Annotated in this window: 14 protein-coding genes and 7 tRNA genes; 19 read left to right on the top strand and 2 right to left on the bottom strand. The window is 65.2% G+C overall.

Going from position 1 to position 17407, the window contains the following annotated elements; all coding sequences use genetic code 11:
* The first annotated feature begins 65 nt into the window (after positions 1-65).
* The 10 genes from cyoA (at position 66) to KEC55_RS10705 (ending at position 11340) form a co-directional block, all read left to right on the top strand.
* Positions 66-953, top strand: a complete 888-nt coding sequence (cyoA, locus tag KEC55_RS10750; RefSeq protein ID WP_176047385.1) for a ubiquinol oxidase subunit II — start codon at positions 66-68, stop codon at positions 951-953.
* 3 nt (positions 954-956) lie between these two features.
* On the top strand, positions 957-2963 hold the full coding sequence (gene cyoB / locus KEC55_RS10745) for a cytochrome o ubiquinol oxidase subunit I (protein ID WP_282505464.1): 2007 nt from the start codon (positions 957-959) through the stop codon (positions 2961-2963).
* The gene (cyoC, locus tag KEC55_RS10740) at positions 2963-3571 is read left to right on the top strand and encodes a cytochrome o ubiquinol oxidase subunit III (RefSeq protein WP_034188894.1); all 609 of its coding nucleotides are present in this window, start codon (positions 2963-2965) and stop codon (positions 3569-3571) included. Before cyoB ends, cyoC begins: the two co-directional genes overlap by 1 nt.
* Entirely contained in the window at positions 3572-3904 is a 333-nt protein-coding gene (cyoD, locus tag KEC55_RS10735) for a cytochrome o ubiquinol oxidase subunit IV (protein ID WP_011352504.1), read from the top strand.
* Between the two features lie 386 nt (positions 3905-4290).
* On the top strand, positions 4291-4653 hold the full coding sequence (locus KEC55_RS10730) for a hypothetical protein (RefSeq protein ID WP_282505462.1): 363 nt from the start codon (positions 4291-4293) through the stop codon (positions 4651-4653).
* A gap of 141 nt (positions 4654-4794) precedes the next feature.
* On the top strand, positions 4795-6678 hold the full coding sequence (locus KEC55_RS10725; RefSeq protein WP_282505461.1) for an extracellular solute-binding protein: 1884 nt from the start codon (positions 4795-4797) through the stop codon (positions 6676-6678).
* A gap of 50 nt (positions 6679-6728) precedes the next feature.
* The gene (locus KEC55_RS10720; protein ID WP_176047373.1) at positions 6729-7772 is read left to right on the top strand and encodes a microcin C ABC transporter permease YejB; all 1044 of its coding nucleotides are present in this window, start codon (positions 6729-6731) and stop codon (positions 7770-7772) included.
* Between the two features lie 48 nt (positions 7773-7820).
* On the top strand, positions 7821-8918 hold the full coding sequence (locus tag KEC55_RS10715) for an ABC transporter permease (protein WP_282505459.1): 1098 nt from the start codon (positions 7821-7823) through the stop codon (positions 8916-8918).
* Positions 8915-10537, top strand: a complete 1623-nt coding sequence (locus tag KEC55_RS10710; protein ID WP_282505458.1) for an ABC transporter ATP-binding protein — start codon at positions 8915-8917, stop codon at positions 10535-10537. The genes KEC55_RS10715 and KEC55_RS10710 overlap by 4 nt, the downstream gene beginning before the upstream one ends.
* A gap of 128 nt (positions 10538-10665) precedes the next feature.
* Positions 10666-11340, top strand: a complete 675-nt coding sequence (locus KEC55_RS10705; RefSeq protein ID WP_282505457.1) for a C40 family peptidase — start codon at positions 10666-10668, stop codon at positions 11338-11340.
* 151 nt (positions 11341-11491) lie between these two features.
* Here the strand turns inward: KEC55_RS10705 and KEC55_RS10700 are convergent, their stop codons facing one another.
* Positions 11492-12418 carry a patatin-like phospholipase family protein gene (locus tag KEC55_RS10700; protein WP_282505455.1) on the bottom strand — a complete coding sequence of 309 codons (927 nt, stop codon included), beginning with the start codon at positions 12416-12418 and terminating at the stop codon, positions 11492-11494.
* A 279-nt stretch (positions 12419-12697) separates the two neighbouring features.
* On the opposite strand from KEC55_RS10700, the gene gltX reads away from it, so the two are divergent.
* From gltX to KEC55_RS10655, 9 genes are all read left to right on the top strand, one after another.
* Complete coding sequence (gene gltX, locus KEC55_RS10695) at positions 12698-14107, top strand: glutamate--tRNA ligase (protein ID WP_282505453.1); 1410 nt, start codon at positions 12698-12700, stop codon at positions 14105-14107.
* Between the two features lie 128 nt (positions 14108-14235).
* Positions 14236-14311 (top strand) — tRNA-Ala (locus KEC55_RS10690).
* 137 nt (positions 14312-14448) lie between these two features.
* Positions 14449-14524: transfer RNA gene (locus tag KEC55_RS10685), tRNA-Glu, on the top strand.
* An 80-nt stretch (positions 14525-14604) separates the two neighbouring features.
* A tRNA-Asp gene (locus KEC55_RS10680) sits at positions 14605-14681 on the top strand.
* 63 nt (positions 14682-14744) lie between these two features.
* Positions 14745-14820, top strand: a tRNA-Glu gene (locus KEC55_RS10675).
* Between the two features lie 79 nt (positions 14821-14899).
* A tRNA-Asp gene (locus KEC55_RS10670) sits at positions 14900-14976 on the top strand.
* Between the two features lie 66 nt (positions 14977-15042).
* Positions 15043-15118, top strand: a tRNA-Glu gene (locus tag KEC55_RS10665).
* Positions 15119-15191: 73 nt separating this feature from the next.
* Positions 15192-15268, top strand: a tRNA-Asp gene (locus KEC55_RS10660).
* Positions 15269-15788: 520 nt separating this feature from the next.
* Positions 15789-16253 (top strand): GNAT family N-acetyltransferase, encoded by a 465-nt coding sequence (locus KEC55_RS10655; protein WP_282505452.1) that lies wholly within the window; start codon positions 15789-15791, stop codon positions 16251-16253.
* A 25-nt stretch (positions 16254-16278) separates the two neighbouring features.
* Here KEC55_RS10655 and KEC55_RS10650 read toward each other — a convergent pair whose 3' ends face one another.
* Complete coding sequence (locus KEC55_RS10650; protein WP_282505450.1) at positions 16279-17157, bottom strand: AraC family transcriptional regulator; 879 nt, start codon at positions 17155-17157, stop codon at positions 16279-16281.
* Positions 17158-17407 lie beyond the last annotated feature (250 nt).

Genomic DNA, 17407 nt, shown 5'->3' with positions numbered 1-17407 from the left:
CACTTTCGTGAATCGAATGCGCATCGGGCATACGCAAACGGATTCAATGACCCTCGGGCTGTGTGATGAAAAGAAAAGCTTCAAGAGGCTGGTCGGCGCTGATATCAATCGGTGCGGCACTGAGCCTGTCAGGCTGTAATTTAGATGTACTAAATCCGAAAGGTAGTGTGGGTGCCGCCGAAAAGGCGCTGATCGCGACGTCCACCTGGGCGATGCTGGTCGTCGTCGTGCCGGTGATCCTGCTCACGCTTTGGTTCGCGTGGCGCTATCGCGCATCGAACCGCAACGCGACCTACGCGCCGAACTGGTCGCATTCGACCGCGATCGAGGTCGTGATCTGGACGGTGCCGACGCTGATCATCCTGTTCCTCGGCGTGCTCACGTGGAAGACCACGCACGAACTCGATCCGTACAAGCCGCTGGAGTCGTCGGTGAAACCGATCGACGTCGAAGTCGTTGCGCTCGATTGGAAGTGGCTGTTCATCTATCCGGAACTCGGCATCGCGTCGGTGAACCAGCTCGCGATTCCGGTGGGCACGCCGGTGAATTTCCGCATCACGTCGGATTCGGTGATGAACTCGTTCTTCATCCCGCAGCTCGGCGGTCAGGTCTACGCCATGGCCGGCATGCAGACGCGCCTGCACCTGATCGCCGACGAACCCGGCAACTACGCGGGTACGTCCGCCAACTTCAGCGGCCGGGGCTTCTCGGACATGAAGTTCCGCACGCTCGCCGAGCCGCGCGAGCAGTTCGATGCATGGGTGCAGAAAGTGAAGGCGTCGCCGGACCGGCTCGACGCGACCGTGTACGGCACCGTCGCGCAACCGAGCGAGAAGGCGCCGGTGCGCTACTTCTCGTCGGTCGATCCGCGGCTCTTCCACAACATCATCGCGAAATACAACGATGGCCACGTCCTCGACCTGAAGGACGCCGCCTGCGGCACGAAGGGGTAACGCATGTTCGGCAAACTCACACTTTCGGCGATCCCGTTCGATCAGCCCATCATCATGGGGGCGGGCGCCTTCATGGGTCTGGTCGTGCTGGGCATTCTCGCCGCGCTGACGATCACCGGCCGGTGGAAATGGCTGTGGACGGAATGGCTGACCACGGTCGACCACAAGAGACTCGGCGTGATGTACATCATCGTCGCGCTGATCATGCTGCTGCGCGGCTTCGCCGACGCGATCATGATGCGCATGCAGCTCGCGCTCGCGTACAACGGGCCCGGCTACCTGCCGCCGCACCACTATGACCAGGTCTTCACGGCACACGGCGTGATCATGATCTTCTTCATGGCGATGGTGTTCATGGTCGGCCTGATGAACCTGGTCGTGCCGCTGCAGATCGGCGCGCGCGACGTCGCGTTCCCGTTCATCAACTCGCTGTCGTTCTGGATGACGGCCGTCAGCGCGATCCTGATCAACGTGTCGCTCGTGATCGGCGAATTCGCGCAGACGGGCTGGCTTGCCTACCCGCCGCTGTCGGAGCTGCAGTTCAGTCCGGGGGTAGGGGTCGACTACTACCTGTGGGCGCTGCAGATCTCGGGCGTAGGCACGCTGCTGACCGGCGTGAACTTCTTCGTGACGATCATCAAGATGCGCGCGCCGGGCATGACGCTGATGAAGATGCCGGTGTTCACGTGGACGGCGCTCTGCACGAACGTGCTGATCATGGCGTCGTTCCCGATCCTGACCGCGACGCTCGCGCTGCTCGGCCTCGACCGTTACCTCGGCATGCACTTCTTCACGAACGACGCCGGCGGCAACGCGATGCTGTACCTGAACCTGATCTGGGCGTGGGGCCATCCGGAGGTGTACATCCTGATCCTGCCGGCGTTCGGGATCTTCTCGGAAGTCATCGCGACGTTCGCGAAGAAGCCGCTGTTCGGCTACAAGACGATGGTGTACGCGACCTGCGCGATCATGGTGCTGTCGTTCCTCGTGTGGCTGCATCACTTCTTCACGATGGGCTCGGGTGCGAACGTCAACGCGTTCTTCGGCATCATGACGATGATCATCGCGATCCCGACCGGCGTGAAGGTGTTCAACTGGCTGTTCACGATGTATCGCGGCCGGATCGAATTCACGACGCCCGTGCTGTGGACGATCGGCTTCATGGTCACGTTCACGCTCGGCGGCATGACCGGCGTGATGATGGCGATTCCCGGCGCGGACTTCGTGCTGCACAACAGCCTGTTCCTGATCGCGCACTTCCACAACGTGATCATCGGCGGCGTGCTGTTCGGCTATCTCGCGGGCTTCAACTACTGGTTCCCGAAGGCGTTCGGCTTCAAGCTGAACGAGAAGCTCGGCAAGGCCGCGTTCTGGTTCTGGCAGATCGGCTTCTACGTCGCGTTCGTGCCGCTCTACGTGCTCGGCTTCATGGGCATGACGCGCCGTCTGAACCACTACGACAACCCGGCATGGCATCCGTGGCTGCTGGTCGCCGCGTTCGGCGCCGTGCTGATCGCGATCGGCATTGCGTGCCAGGTGCTGCAACTGGTGGTCAGCATCCGCAACCGCCACCTGCCCGAGTACCGCGACACGACGGGCGACCCGTGGGGCGGCCGCACGCTGGAGTGGGCGACGTCGTCGCCGCCGGCCGACTACAACTTCGCGGCGATCCCGCAGGTGCGCGCGCTCGACGCCTATGCGGACATGAAGGCGCGCGGCGAAGGCCGGCCGAACCCGGCAACGTTCCGCGACATCCACATGCCGTCGAATACCTGCGCGGGCCTCGTGATCGCGATCTTCAGCCTGGTGCTCGGCTTCGCGCTGGTATGGCACATCTGGTGGATGGCGATCGGCGGGCTCGTCGGGATCATCGCGACGCTCGTGATCTACAGCTCGCGCGATAACGACGGCTATTACATCCCCGCGTCGACGGTGCGGAAGATCGAAGACAAGCAGCCGACGAAGCGCGTGGCCGCGCGCGTCGACGACGTGGAACTGGAGGCCAACTGATGTTGCAGAAAACCTTGAGCGCAACCCTGCTCGAGCACGACGACCATCCGCCGTCGCATTCGGTGTTCGGTTTCTGGCTGTACCTGATGACCGACTGCGTGATCTTCGCGGCGCTGTTCGCGACGTTCGCGGTGCTCGGCCACCAGTATGCGGGCGGCCAGACCGCGAAAGAGCTGTTCGACATTCCGGGTGTCGCGGTGGAAACCGCCGCGCTGCTGCTGTCGAGCATCACGTACGGTTTCGCGATGCTCGCGGCGTACAAGCAGCGACGCGGCGCGCTGCTCGCATGGCTCGCGGTGACGTTCGTGCTCGGCGCGGCGTTTCTCGCGATGGAACTGCGCGAGTTCTCGCACCTGATCGCGGAAGGCGCGGGCCCGCAGCGCAGCGCGTTCCTGTCGGCGTTCTTCACGCTGGTCGGCACGCACGGGCTGCACGTGACGGCCGGCCTGTTGTGGATGATCGTACTCGCCGGGCAGATCGTGTTCCGCGGCGGCGACCTGACCGATCGCGACCTGCGGCGCCTGACGTGCCTGAGCCTCTTCTGGCACTTCCTCGACATCGTGTGGATCTGCGTGTTTTCCTTTGTCTATCTCGCGAGCGTGATCTAAATGGCCCATTCGCATTCGTCTCAACTCGAAGAAGGGCACGGCAGTGTCGGCGGCTATGTCGCCGGTTTCATCCTGTCGGTGCTGCTGACGGCCGCGTCGTTCGGCCTCGTGATGGGCGGCGTGCTGTCGCCGCATGCGTCGCTGATCGCGCTGGCCGTGCTCGCCTTCGTGCAGATCGTCGTGCACCTCGTGTACTTCCTGCACATGAACGGTTCGTCGGGCCAGCGCTGGAACGTGATGGCGTTCAGCTATACGGTGCTGACCGCGGCGATCCTGATCGTCGGCACGTTGTGGGTGATGCACAACGTCAGCATGAACATGATGTCGCGCTGAGCGGCATCGCGGCGCGAGTCGCCAACCGGAAGAGCGGCACGCGAGTGCCGCTTTTTTTTCGTCCGCGGGCCGGCCGGGGCAGGGGACGCAGTTTGCGCGGATGGGGAAGATGCCGACGAGCGAAAGGGGCGCGGAGGGGGGCGCACTGGCAGTATGATGCCGCGCGTGGCGCAGGCTGCCGATGCGGACGCGGACCATGGAGGCGGGCACGGGTGTGGGCGGAACGGTGCCGGGATGCCGCATTCAGGTCGCCGATTGTTACAAGACGTTAGCGCGGGCTTCCCGTTGCGATGCCGCGCATCAGTTCTTACAAACTTGAAATATGCGGAGACGGTGCTTGCCGTTATAGTCGAATCACACATCAAACAACCCCCAAAGAGGAATCCATGAAGACCTTGCGTATTGCCTCGCTCTTGACCGGTATGACGGCCTTGCTCGTGTCGGGCGCAGCAATGGCGGGAGTCAATGTCGGGATCAATCTCGGCGTTCCGGCACCGGTCTACGTCGCGCCCGCACCCGTGTATGCGCCGCCTCCGCCGCCGGTCATCTATCAGCCTGCGCCGGTCTACGCGCCGGCACCCGTCTACGCACCGGCGCCGGCCATCATCATCGGCTGGCACGGCGACCGTTACTGGGACGGCCGTCGCTACTGGGGCCGTGACGAGTGGTATCGCCACCATGGTCGCGGCTGGGGCGGCGATCGCGATCGCGGCCACTGGGATAACGGCCGCCACAACGGCTGGCGCTGATCGGCGCGGCGCGCCCGCTTGATGCGCGCCCTCGATCCGCTCGTGAAGAAACCGCCCGCGTGGCGGTTTTCTTTTGGCCCGCAGGCTTGAATGGGTAGAATCGTCCCTCGTTACTACCCTCATTCGACCGACAGGGCCTCTATGACGAAGGGTTCGCCCCGGGCCGCCGCCTCACGGGCCTGCTTCGGCGCGCAGCGTGCCGTACGGGCCGCCGGCCGCGTTGCCGCGGCGTTTGCGCTGTACGCGACGCTGGCCGCGCCGGCCGCCCACGCGGTCTATGCGATCGCGCAGTACGGCGAGCCGAAATATCCGCCGGGCTTCAAGCATTTCGACTACGTCAACCCCGATGCGCCGAAGGGCGGCACGCTCGTGCTCGCGAACCCGAACCGGCTGACGTCGTTCGACAAGTTCAATCCGTTCACGATGCGCGGCAACCCGGCGCCGGGCATCGACAATCTGTTCGAGAGCCTCGCGACGGGGAGTTCGGACGAACCGGCATCCGCTTACGGGCTGCTGGCCGACGACATCGACGTCGCGCCCGATCGCTGTTCGGTCACGTTCCACCTGAATCCGCGCGCGCGCTTTTCCAATGGCGACCCGGTCACGGCCGACGACGTCAAGTTCTCGTTCGACACGCTGAAGAGCAAGCAGGCCGCGCCGCAGTTCGGCGCGTATTTCGCGGAGATCACGAAGGCCGTGGTGGTCGACCCGGCCACCGTACGCTTCGAGTTCCGCAGCGCGAATCGCGAGCTGCCGCTGATCGCCGGCGGCGTGCCCGTGTTCTCGCGCAAGTGGGGATTGCGCGCGGACGGCTCGCGCATCCCGTTCGACCAGCTCGCGTTCGAGCAGCCGATCGGCAGCGGCCCGTACCTGATCGAGCATTACGACAACGGCCGCACGATCACGTACCGGCGCAACCCCGCTTACTGGGGCGCCGACCTGCCGGTGCGGGTCGGCACCAACAACTTCGCGCGGATCGTCTACAAGCTGTACGGCGACGGCGTCGCGCGGCTCGAGGCGTTCAAGGCCGGCGAATACGACGTGCTGGTCGAGTACATCGCGCGCAACTGGACCCGGCGCGACGTCGGCAAGCGTTTCGACAGCGGCGAGCTCGTCAAGCGCGAATTCCGCCAGCATAACGGCGCCGGCATGCAGGGCTTCTTCATGAACCTGCGCCGGCCGCTGTTTCGCGACGTGCGGGTGCGCCAGGCGCTCGACCTCGCGTTCGACTTCGAATGGCTGAACCGCCAGCTGTTCTACAGCGCGTACACGCGCCTCGACAGCTATTTCGCCGACACCGACCTGCAGGCGACCGGTACGCCGGGCGAGGGTGAGCTGAAGCTGCTCGAGCCGCTGCGTGCGCAGCTCGATCCGGCCGTGTTCGGCCCGATGGTCACGCAGCCGGACACGAACCCGCCGGGCTCGCTGCGCGCGAACCTGCTGAAGGCGCGCACATTGCTCGCGCAAGCCGGCTGGACCTATCGCGACGGCGCGCTGCGCAACGCGAAGGGCGAGCCGTTCACGTTCGAGATCCTCGACGATTCGGGCGCCGCGATGGAAGGTGTCGTGACGGCGTACCAGCGCAATCTCGCGAAGCTCGGCATCGACGCGCGCTTTCGCACGGCGGATTTCGCACTGCTGCAGAAGCGCCTCGACGCGTTCGACTACGACATGACGACGATCCGCTTGCCGGGCGTGCAGGTGCCGGGCGCCGAGCAGTACTCGCGTTACGCGAGCAAGTTCGCCGACGAGCCGGGCTCCGACAACTTCATCGGGTTGAAGTCGCCGGCGGTCGACACATTGCTGCACGCGCTCGGCACCGCACAGACGCGCGAGGACCTGCTCGACGCGACGCACGCGCTCGACCGCGTGCTGATGCATGGCTACTACGCGGTGCCGCAGTGGTACAGCACGACGCACCGGATCGCGTACCGGCACACGCTGGCCTATCCGCAGACGCTGCCGCTGTACTATTCGGCCGAGGGCTGGGTCGTGTCGACCTGGTGGGCGAAGCCCGATCACTGACCCGCACCGGCCCTTCGTTCAACCCGCCACCGATCACGAGTCGACGCCCTATGTGGAGCTACATCCTCAAACGCCTGCTGCTGATGATCCCGACGCTCATCGGCGTGCTGACCCTCACGTTCGCGGTGATCCAGTTCGTGCCGGGCGGGCCCGTCGAGCAGGCCGTGCAGGAGTTGCGCAAGGGCGCGACGGAGCAGGGCGCGGTGCCGTTCGGGATGCGCGCGCACACCGGCGTCGACGCGCAGCAGCTCGCGCAGCTCAAGGCGCTGTACGGCTTCGACAAGCCGCCGCTCGAACGCTACTGGCTGATGCTGAAGCGCTTCGCGCGCTTCGATCTCGGCGACAGCTATTTCCGCCACCAGAGCGTGTGGTCGCTGGTCGTGCAGAAGCTGCCGGTGTCGATCAGCATCGGGCTGTGGACGTTTTTCCTCACGTACCTGATTTCGGTGCCGCTCGGCATCGCGAAGGCCGTGCGTAACGGTTCGCCGTTCGACATCGCGACGAGCCTCGTCGTGCTCGTCGGCTATGCGATCCCGGGTTTCGTGCTCGGCGTGCTGTTGCTCGTGCTGTTCGGCGGCGGCTCGTTCTGGCAGCTCTTTCCGCTGCGCGGCCTCACGTCGGACAACTTCGCGCAGCTGTCGCTCGTCGGCAAGGTGCTCGACTACCTGTGGCACATCGCGCTGCCGATCACGGCGTCGGTCGTCGGCAGCTTCGCGGTCGTCACGATGCTCACGAAGAATGCGTTCCTCGACCAGATCCGCCGGCAATACGTGCTGACCGCGCGCGCGAAGGGGCTCTCCGAGCGCAGCGTGCTGTGGAAGCACGTGTTCCGCAATGCGATGTTGCCGCTGATCGTCGGCTTCCCGGCCGCGTTCATCGGCGCGTTCTTCACGGGCAGCCTGCTGATCGAGACGCTGTTCTCGCTCGACGGCCTCGGGCTGTTGTCGTACGAGTCGGTCGTGCGGCGCGACTATCCGGTCGTGCTCGGCACGCTGTACCTGTTCACGCTGATCGGGCTCGCGACCAAGCTGATCTCCGATCTCTGCTATGTGTGGGTCGATCCGCGCATTCAATTCGACAACCTGGAGCGCTGACATGAAACGATCCATCCGCATGCCCGGCGCCGTGGGGCGAGGAGCGCGATGAACCGGGCCGTCGCATCATCCCGCATCGATGCCGCCCGTGCGCGCGTGTCGCCGTCACCCGCGCGCCGCGTGTGGCAACGCTTCAGGCAGCAGCGCCTCGGCTACTGGAGCTTCGTGATCTTCGTCGTCGCGTTCGCCGCGAGCCTCGCGGCGCCGCTGTGGTCGAACGACAAGCCGCTCGTCGTGCGCTACGACGGCCAGACCTATTTCCCGATGTTCCATGCGTATCCGGAAACGACCTTTGGCGGCGATTTCCCGACGCCGGCCGACTATCTCGATCCGTATGTGCGCAAGCGGCTCGAGGCGCCCGGCAACTTTGTCGTCTATCCGCCGAACCACTATTACTACGACACGCTGAACTACTTCTCGAACGTGCCGAACCCGGCGCCGCCGTCGCGCGAGAACTGGCTCGGCACCGACGCGCAGGGGCGCGACCTGCTCGCGCGGCTCGTGTACGGGTTTCGCATCTCGGTCGAGTTCGGGCTGATCCTGACCGTGATCGGCACGCTGCTCGGGATCGCCGCGGGCGCCGTACAGGGCTTCTTCGGCGGGCGCATCGACATCGTCGGGCAGCGGCTGATCGAGATCTGGAGTTCGCTGCCCGAGCTGTACCTGCTGATCATCTTCGCATCGATCTTCGAGCCGAGCTTCCTGTTGCTGATCGTGCTGCTGTCGCTGTTCGGCTGGATCGGGCTCGCCGACTACGTGCGCGCGGAATTCCTGCGCAACCGCACGCAGGACTACGTGCGCGCGGCGCGCGCGATGGGCCTCACGAACTGGCAGATCATCTGGCGCCACGTGCTGCCGAACAGTCTCACGCCGGTGATCACGTTCCTGCCGTTCCGGATGAGCGGCTCGATCCTCGCGCTCACGAGCCTCGATTTCCTCGGGCTCGGCGTGCCGCCGCCGACGCCGAGCCTCGGCGAGTTGCTCGCGCAGGGCAAGGGCAACCTCGACGCGTGGTGGATCTCGCTGTCGACGTTCGGCGTGCTGGTCGCGACGCTGCTGCTGCTGACCTTCATGGGCGACGCGCTGCGCAACGCGCTCGACACGCGGATCGCCGATTCGGTGCGCGCAGCGGGAGGCCAGCGATGAGCGAGCCGACCGTATCGACGCAGCACGAACCGCTGCTGTCGCTCGAGCATCTGCACGTGCGCTTCGGCGACACGGTCGCGGTGGACGACGTGACGCTCGCGATCGGGCGCGGCGAGCGCGTCGCGCTCGTCGGCGAGTCGGGTTCCGGCAAGAGCGTGACCGCGCTGTCGATCCTGCGGTTACTGCGCGACGCCGAAGTCAGTGGCGCGATCCGCTTCGCGGGGCAGGACCTTTCGGGCAAGAGCGAGCGCGAGATGCGCGGGCTGCGCGGCTCGGACATCGCGATGATCTTCCAGGAGCCGATGACGGCGCTCAACCCGCTGTATACGATCGGCGTGCAGATCGGCGAGACGATCGTGCTGCACGACGGCGTATCGGCCGTCGAGGCGCGCAAGCGCGCGATCGCGTTGCTCGCGCGCACGGGCATCGCGGAGCCGGACAAGCGGGTCGACAGTTACCCGCACCAGCTGTCGGGCGGCCAGCGGCAGCGCGCGATGATCGCGATGGCGCTGGCGTGCCGGCCGCGGCTGCTGCTCGCCGACGAACCGACCACCGCGCTCGACGTGACGATTCGCGCGCAGATCGTCGACCTGCTGCTGGAGCTGCAGCGCGAGGAAGCGGAAAAGCGCGGGATGGCGATCCTGCTGATCACGCACGACCTGAATCTCGTCAGACATTTCGCCGAACGCATCGCCGTGATGGAGCGCGGCCGGCTCGTCGAGAGCGGGCCGGTCGAGCGGATCTTCGCGGAACCCGAACATCCGTATACACAGCGACTGCTGAACAGCCGGCCGCAGCGCGCGGTCATGCCGGTGATGCCGATCGCGCCCGTCGTGCTCGATGCGCGCCACGTGAGCGTGCAGTTCGCGCGCAAGCGGCCGGGCATCGCGGGCTGGTTCGGCACGGTGCCGGTGACGGCCGTCGCCGACGTGTCGGTGTCGGTGCGGCAGGGCGAGACGCTCGGCATCGTCGGCGAATCGGGGTCGGGGAAGTCGACGCTCGCGATGGCGCTGCTCGGGCTGCAGAAGACGACCGGCGGCGAGATCGAATTCCAGGGGCGCGCGTTGTCGACCTATCGCGGCCGCGAGCAGACCGCGCTGCGCTCGAACATGCAGGTGGTCTTTCAGGATCCATTCAGTTCGCTTTCGCCGCGTCATACGATCGAGCGGATCGTCGGCGAGGGGCTCGAGCTGCATCGCCCGGACATGACGCCCGACGCGCGCCGCACGAAGTCGCTCGCGGTGCTGCGCGAAGTGGGCCTCGATCGCACGGTGCTGCACCGTTATCCGCACGAATTCTCGGGCGGGCAGCGCCAGCGGATTGCAATCGCGCGGGCGCTGGTGCTGGAACCGCGGATCCTGATCCTCGACGAGCCGACGTCGGCGCTCGACGTGTCGATCCAGCAGCAGGTGCTGAAACTGCTCGCGAATTTGCAACAGAAATACAACCTCGGCTATGTGTTCATCAGCCACGACCTGGAGGTGATCGGCGCGATGGCGCACCGCGTCGCGGTGATGCAGGACGGCGCCGTCGTCGAGTCGGGGGAGGTGTCCGACATCTTCACGAGACCGACACATCCTTACACACAAAAGCTGTTGAAAGCGGTCTGGAAAGCGTGATAGGCCGCCAATGGTCTGACCATCTCGATTGTATTTATTAATTTGTTTTGACAAACGATTACGCGCTGGCTAGTATCGACCGAAATTTTCCGCCAATCAGCTGATTTTTAAGCACATTCCATCGACCAATGCAGCATCGATCCCTGACCCAGGCATGCGCGCGCACCATCGCCGGGCTGTTCATCGGCGCCCTGTTCGCAGCAGCTCCCGGCGCGTTCGCCGACGAAGTCAGCAGTTTTAACCAGAATGTCACCAATTCGACTCAGATCGGGTCGGGTTCCTCCCTCCAGCAGACCAGCGCGCAGCCGTCGAGCGGCGGCGCGAAGTCGTTCCTCGCTGGCATGGCCGGCAAGGCAGGCGACGTGGTCGTCGGCGCGCTGAACATGATCGGCGTGCGTTATCGCTGGGGCGGCAACTCGCCGGATTCGGGTCTCGACTGCAGCGGCTTCGTCCGCTACGTGTTCCAGGACACGCTCGGCATGTCGCTGCCGCGTCGCGCGGAAGAGATGAGCCGCGTCGGCGAGAAGGTGAGCATGAGCAACCTGAAGCCGGGCGATCTCGTGTTCTTCAACACGATGCGCCGTACGTTCTCGCACGTCGGCATCTATATCGGCGACAACAAGTTCGTGCACTCGCCGTCGACGGGCAGCACCGTTCGCGTCGACGATCTCGACAGCGGCTACTGGGAAAAGCGGTTCACCGGCGCGCGCCGGCTCGAATCGGAATTCCCGATGAAGCCCGAAGACCTCCGTCAGCGCGTGCGCGCGACGATCGGCGACGATTCGGCGAACGGCAACAACTGACGTTCGCGGTCGGTCAGACCGAAAAAAACCCTGTCACCGAAAGGCGGCAGGGTTTTTTGTTTTGGGGGGGGGCGCGGGCGACGGCGTGGCTATCGCACGGCAGGCCGCAGCGAGGCGGCGACCTCGGCCGCCCCCTCGCTGACGGGCGCGATTACGCCGCAGCCACGCCGCGCGCGGCCGCGAGCTTGCGCTGCAGCTCCGGCATGATGCGCGCGACCGCTTCCTCGCCCGCGAGGATCGCTGCGTTGCGCTGGTTGAAGTCGCTGCCGCCCATCGCCGCGAGGTTCGGTCGGATCACGACGTCCGCGTACTTGTCGAGCTCGTAGGTCTTGATCGTCTGGCCCATGATCGTGAAGGTCTGCAGCAGCATCTCGATCGGGTTGTTGGTCGCGGCGCCATCCGGCCGGGCCGAGATGTCGACCGCGATCACGAAGCTCGCGCCCATCTTGCGCGCATACGACGCGGGCACCGGGCTCACGAGGCCGCCGTCGACGTATTCGCGATTACCGATCTTCACCGGTTCGAACACCGACGGCACGCTGCACGACGCGCGCACCGCGAGGCCCGTGTTGCCCTGCTGGAACAGGATCGGCTGGCCGCTCTGCAGATCCGTCGCGACGATGCCGAGCGGCTTCGCCATCTTCTCGATCGGCCGGTTGTTCAACGTCTTGTTCAGGAAGTTCTGCAGTGCGACGCCTTGCAGGAGGCCGCGCGAGCGGAACGGCAGCGCCCAGTCGCTGATTGCCGCCTGGTCCATGTCGAGCGCGATCTTGTTGATCTGCAGCGCGCTCATGCCCGACGCATAGAGCGCGCCGACCACCGAGCCGGCGCTCGTGCCGGCGACGATCTCGACCGGGATGCCGCGCGCCTCGAGCGCCTTCAGCACGCCGATGTGCGAGAAGCCGCGCGCGGCGCCGCCGCCGAGCGCGATGCCGATCTTCACGGGCTTCTCCTGCGACGGTGCGGTGCCGGACGTGTTGCCGGGGCGGGACTTGTCGCCGAATGACGTGCAGGCGGCGAGGCTGGCGGACGCGCATGCGATCGTGAAGTGACGGCGCGACAGGCGAGGGGACGACATCGAATGGTTCTCCGGCGGCTTGGCGGCGGGTTACACGGCCCGCGGCGGCGATAGGTTCCGAGCGGCCGCACGGCGGGTTCCGTGCGGCCGGCGCCGCGCCGGCTGGCGGCCGCGGCGCGCACATCATAAAGCACGCGGCGCGCTTGGCGCGATGTGCGGCGCGAGTATAATTCCGGCTTCTTTCCCGTTCCGGGCGTCGCCGGCTCCGTTGCTGTCCGGGCTGCCGCCGTCGTCCCGCGTCGAATCATTCATGCGCCCCAGGCGTTCGAGTTACCGTTTATGACCCGTCCTGTCCGTACCCGCTTCGCGCCGAGTCCCACCGGCTTCATTCACCTCGGCAACATCCGCTCCGCACTCTATCCGTGGGCATTCGCCCGCAAAATGGAAGGCACGTTCGTGCTGCGCATCGAGGATACCGACGTCGAGCGTTCGTCGCAGGAAGCGGTCGATGCGATCCTCGAAGGGATGCAATGGCTCGGCCTGGATTTCGACGAAGGCCCGATCTACCAGATGCAGCGGATGGACCGCTATCGCGAAGTGCTCGCGCAGATGCTCGAGAAGGGCCTCGCGTACCCGTGCTACATGTCCGCCGAGGAGCTCGACGCGCTGCGCGAACGCCAGCGCGAGGCCGGCCTGAAGCCGCGCTATGACGGCACGTGGCGTCCGGAGCCCGGCAAGGTGCTGCCGGAGCCGCCGGCCGGCGTGAAGCCGGTGCTGCGCTTCCGCAATCCGCTGACGGGCACGGTCGTGTGGGAAGACGCGGTGAAGGGGCGTGTCGAGATCTCGAACGAGGAGCTCGACGACCTCGTGATCGCGCGCCCGGACGGCACGCCGATCTACAACTTCTGCGTGGTGGTGGACGACATGGACATGGGCATCACGCACGTGATCCGCGGCGACGATCACGTAAACAACACGCCGCGCCAGATCAACATCCTGAATGCACTCGGCGGCGAGGCGCCCGTCTATGCGCACCTGCCGACCGTGCTGAACGAGCAGGGCGAGAAGATGAGCAAGCGGCATGGCGCGATGAGCGTGATGGCGTACCGCGACGCGGGTTTCCTGCCCGAAGCGGTCGTCAACTATCTCGCGCGCCTCGGCTGGTCGCACGGTGACGCCGAGATCTTCTCGCGCGAGCAGTTCGTCGAATGGTTCGATCTCGAGCATCTCGGCAAGTCGCCCGCGCAGTACGACCACAGCAAGCTGAGCTGGCTGAACGCGCACTACATCAAGGAAGCCGACAACGCACGCCTCGCCGAACTCGCGAAGCCGTTCCTCGGCGCGCTCGGCATCGACGAAGCGGCGCTCGCGACGGGCCCGTCGCTCGATGCGGTGGTCGGCCTGATGAAGGATCGCGCGACGACGGTGAAGGAGATCGCGGAAGGTGCGGCGATGTTCTACCGTGTGCCGGCACCGGAAGCCGACGCGATCGCGCAGCACGTGACCGATGCGGTGCGGCCGGCGCTGGCTGATCTCGCCGCCGCGCTGAAGGCGGCCGACTGGACGAAGGAAGCGGTGTCCGCGGCGCTGAAGGCGACGCTCGCCACGCACAAGCTGAAGATGCCGCAACTCGCGATGCCGGTGCGCCTGCTGGTGGCGGGCACCACGCATACGCCGTCGATCGACGCGGTGCTCGTGCTGTTCGGTCGTGACGTCGTGGTGTCGCGCATCGAGGGCGTGCTCGCCTGAGGTTCGTGCGTCAGTGAAGCTGTCTGCGCGTGAGCGCGCGGCAGCTTCGCAAAATATTTCGCGCGAATCGCAAAAAGGGTATTTACAAGATCAAAGTAGGTCCATATAATCTCATTTCTGTTCTGCAAGGGGGTATAGCTCAGCTGGGAGAGCGCTTGCATGGCATGCAAGAGGTCAGCGGTTCGATCCCGCTTACCTCCACCAACAGAACAAGCTGGATTGATTTGCGAAGCAGCGGTAGTAATAAATGCTTCACAAAATGATTCAAAGCAGTTAGAATTTCGGCCTTCGCTGTTGACCAGAAGTGAATAGCGAAAGTCAGACAGGTCTGAAAAGATCATGTCCCCTTCGTCTAGAGGCCTAGGACATCACCCTTTCACGGTGAGTACAGGGGTTCGAATCCCCTAGGGGACGCCAGATTCAGCGGCGTTTCGTAGAAGTGTCGCGAGGCTTGCAGGAACGTAACCGACGTCCTGCAGGTAACGGTGCAGAAAGTTGGAGCGGTAGTTCAGTCGGTTAGAATACCGGCCTGTCACGCCGGGGGTCGCGGGTTCGAGTCCCGTCCGCTCCGCCAGAACGAAGCCCGTTCAAGACGTTTTTGAGCGGGCTTTTGTATTAAAGATGTAAGCAGTACGTTGTCCCCTTCGTCTAGAGGCCTAGGACATCACCCTTTCACGGTGAGTACAGGGGTTCGAATCCCCTAGGGGACGCCAGATTCAGCGGCGTTTCGTAGAAGTGTCGCAACGCAGGCAGGACCGTGACGATGTCCTGCAGGCGGTGGTGCAGAAAGCTGGAGCGGTAGTTCAGTTGGTTAGAATACCGGCCTGTCACGCCGGGGGTCGCGGGTTCGAGCCCCGTCCGCTCCGCCAGAACGAAGCCCGTTCAAACAACGTTTTTTGAACGGGCTTTATTGTTAAAGATGTAAGCAGTACGTTGTCCCCTTCGTCTAGAGGCCTAGGACATCACCCTTTCACGGTGAGTACAGGGGTTCGAATCCCCTAGGGGACGCCAGATTTCGGCGTCGTTCGAACAAACGACGCGCCGGCAGGAAGTAACCGACGCCTGCCAGGCAAGCAGCAAGACTGGAGCGGTAGTTCAGTCGGTTAGAATACCGGCCTGTCACGCCGGGGGTCGCGGGTTCGAGTCCCGTCCGCTCCGCCAAAAAATGAGAAAGCCCGCCTTGTGCGGGCTTTTTCATTTGTGTCGTCGATTGCGCCCGCTGGCGGGCGCGTGACTGCGGAGCGGAGGAAGCCGCCTGCGCGGCTTCCGGCGGGACTCGAAGGGATGCGCGTGCACGCGCATCCGCGGCCTGCGGGATGTAGGCGAGTCCCGTCCGCTCCGCCAAAAAATGAGAAAGCCCGCCTTGTGCGGGCTTTTTCATTTGTGTCGTCGATTGCGCCCGCTGGCGGGCAGCGTGACTGCGGAGTGGAGGAAGTCGCCTGCGCGGCTTCCGGCGGGACTCGAAGGGATGCGCGTGCACGCGCATCCGCGGCCTGCGGGATGTAGGCGAGTCCCGTCCGCTCCGCCAAAAAATGAGAAAGCCCGCCTTGTGCGGGCTTTTTCATTTGTGTCGTCGGTTGCGCCCATCCCGCATCATGTACCTCGTCGCTACGAGAAATTCGCGATTGCATCCCCGCGCGACTGCGCTATCGTGGCGGGATGCGTTCTTGACCCCTGCGTGATGCTCGATCCGACCGACCTGCGACTCCTGTATCAGCTCCGGCCCGCGGAGCCCGGCGATTTCCCGTTCGCCGAAGCGCTGACGCACGGCAACATGGGCGGCTACTACAAGCGCCATGGACTCGTGTGGCGCAGCGACCTGTTCTACGCGAGCTGGCGCGAATCCGAAAACTTCATCCTCGAGGCGGACGGCGAGCGCATCGGCGTGCTGCGCGTGACCGAAGAAGGCGATTCGCTGCACATCCGCGACGTGCAAATCGCGGCCGGCCATCGCGGGCAGGGCGCCGGCACCTACATGCTCGACATGTCCCACCGCTGGGCGCGTGCGCGCGGGCTGCACGAACTGCAGTTGCGCGTGTTCGTCGACAATCCCGCCGCGCGTCTTTACCAGCGCATGGGCTACCAGGTCGCCGGGCCGCGGCTCGCGCAACTTGGCTCGATTCGTCACATGGTGCGGTCGGTCTGAAGGGCTGACGATCCGCCGCGCGCGATCAACGAGCAGCGTCGATCGCGTTGTCGTCAGACGTTTCGTTTTCCGTGAGGCCGCCTTCGGCGCCGCGATGCTCGTAGCCGCGCAGCATGAACGCGCGCGGGCTTTGACCGAATGCGCGGCGGAACATCGCCGAGAACGCGCTCTGGCTCTGGTAGCCGAGTTCGCGTGCGATATGTGACAGCGGGCGCCCCTGGTTCAACAGCGGGATCGCGCGCGCCAGCAGCGCCTGTTGGCGCCACTGCGAAAAGCTCACGCCCAGTTCCTGCTTGAAGAGCCGCGAAATCGTGCGCGTGCTCGCGCCGACCTCGCTCGCCCAGTGTTCGAGCGACTCCGCATGCGCCGGGTGCGCGAGCACCGATTCGCACAGCATGCGCAGCCGCTTCTCGTCGGGCATCGGCACCGCGAGCGGCAACGGTTCGGCGTGACTCAGCTCGTCGAGCACGAGCCCGCACAGCAGGCGCTCGCGTGCGGCGCTCAGGTCGCGTGCGTCGAGCGCGACGATCAGTTCGCGCAGCAGTCCCGTCACTTCGACGACGCGGCACGCGTCGAGCCCGTCCGGCACGATCGACTCGTCGATATACAGTGTGCGCAAATACGCCTCTTCGACGATCACGACCTCGTGCGTCACGTGCGGCGGCACCCAGATCGCGCGGGACGGCGGCACCATCCACGTCGTGCCGGTCGTCGCGACGCGCAGCACGCCGCGCGACGCGTACGCGAGCTGCGCCCACGCATGCGTGTGCAGCGGGATGCGGCGGCCGGCATCGACCTGCCGTGCGCGAACGCGCATCGGATGGACAGCGGTCGGCGCGAATTCGGGCGGGATGTCGATGACGTCGTACGGGTTCGATGCGTCGGCTTGGACGGGCGGATTCATGGACGGTTCGGGCAGCGCGGCGGCGATGCCGTTATTTTAGAAGGCGCAGCGCGTGCGCATGCGGCGGTTTTTCGGGCGATCATGCCGTGTTCAAATGAACTTTGTATGGGCGCCGGCGATTCCCGGGCGGCGGCCCGCGGCCGAGTGTGCCGGCGGGTTCGAACCATCGGGCCGGTAGCGTGGTCTATCGATGCAGGCGCATTTTCATGTGAATCGCGCGAGAACACGGCAATCACGAATCGAAGAGGAG

Source organism: Burkholderia cepacia, assembly GCF_029962485.1.
Taxonomy (GTDB): domain Bacteria; phylum Pseudomonadota; class Gammaproteobacteria; order Burkholderiales; family Burkholderiaceae; genus Burkholderia.
The sequence above is the reverse complement of the archived record's forward strand: the minus strand, read 5'-3'. Positions and strand labels throughout refer to the sequence as shown.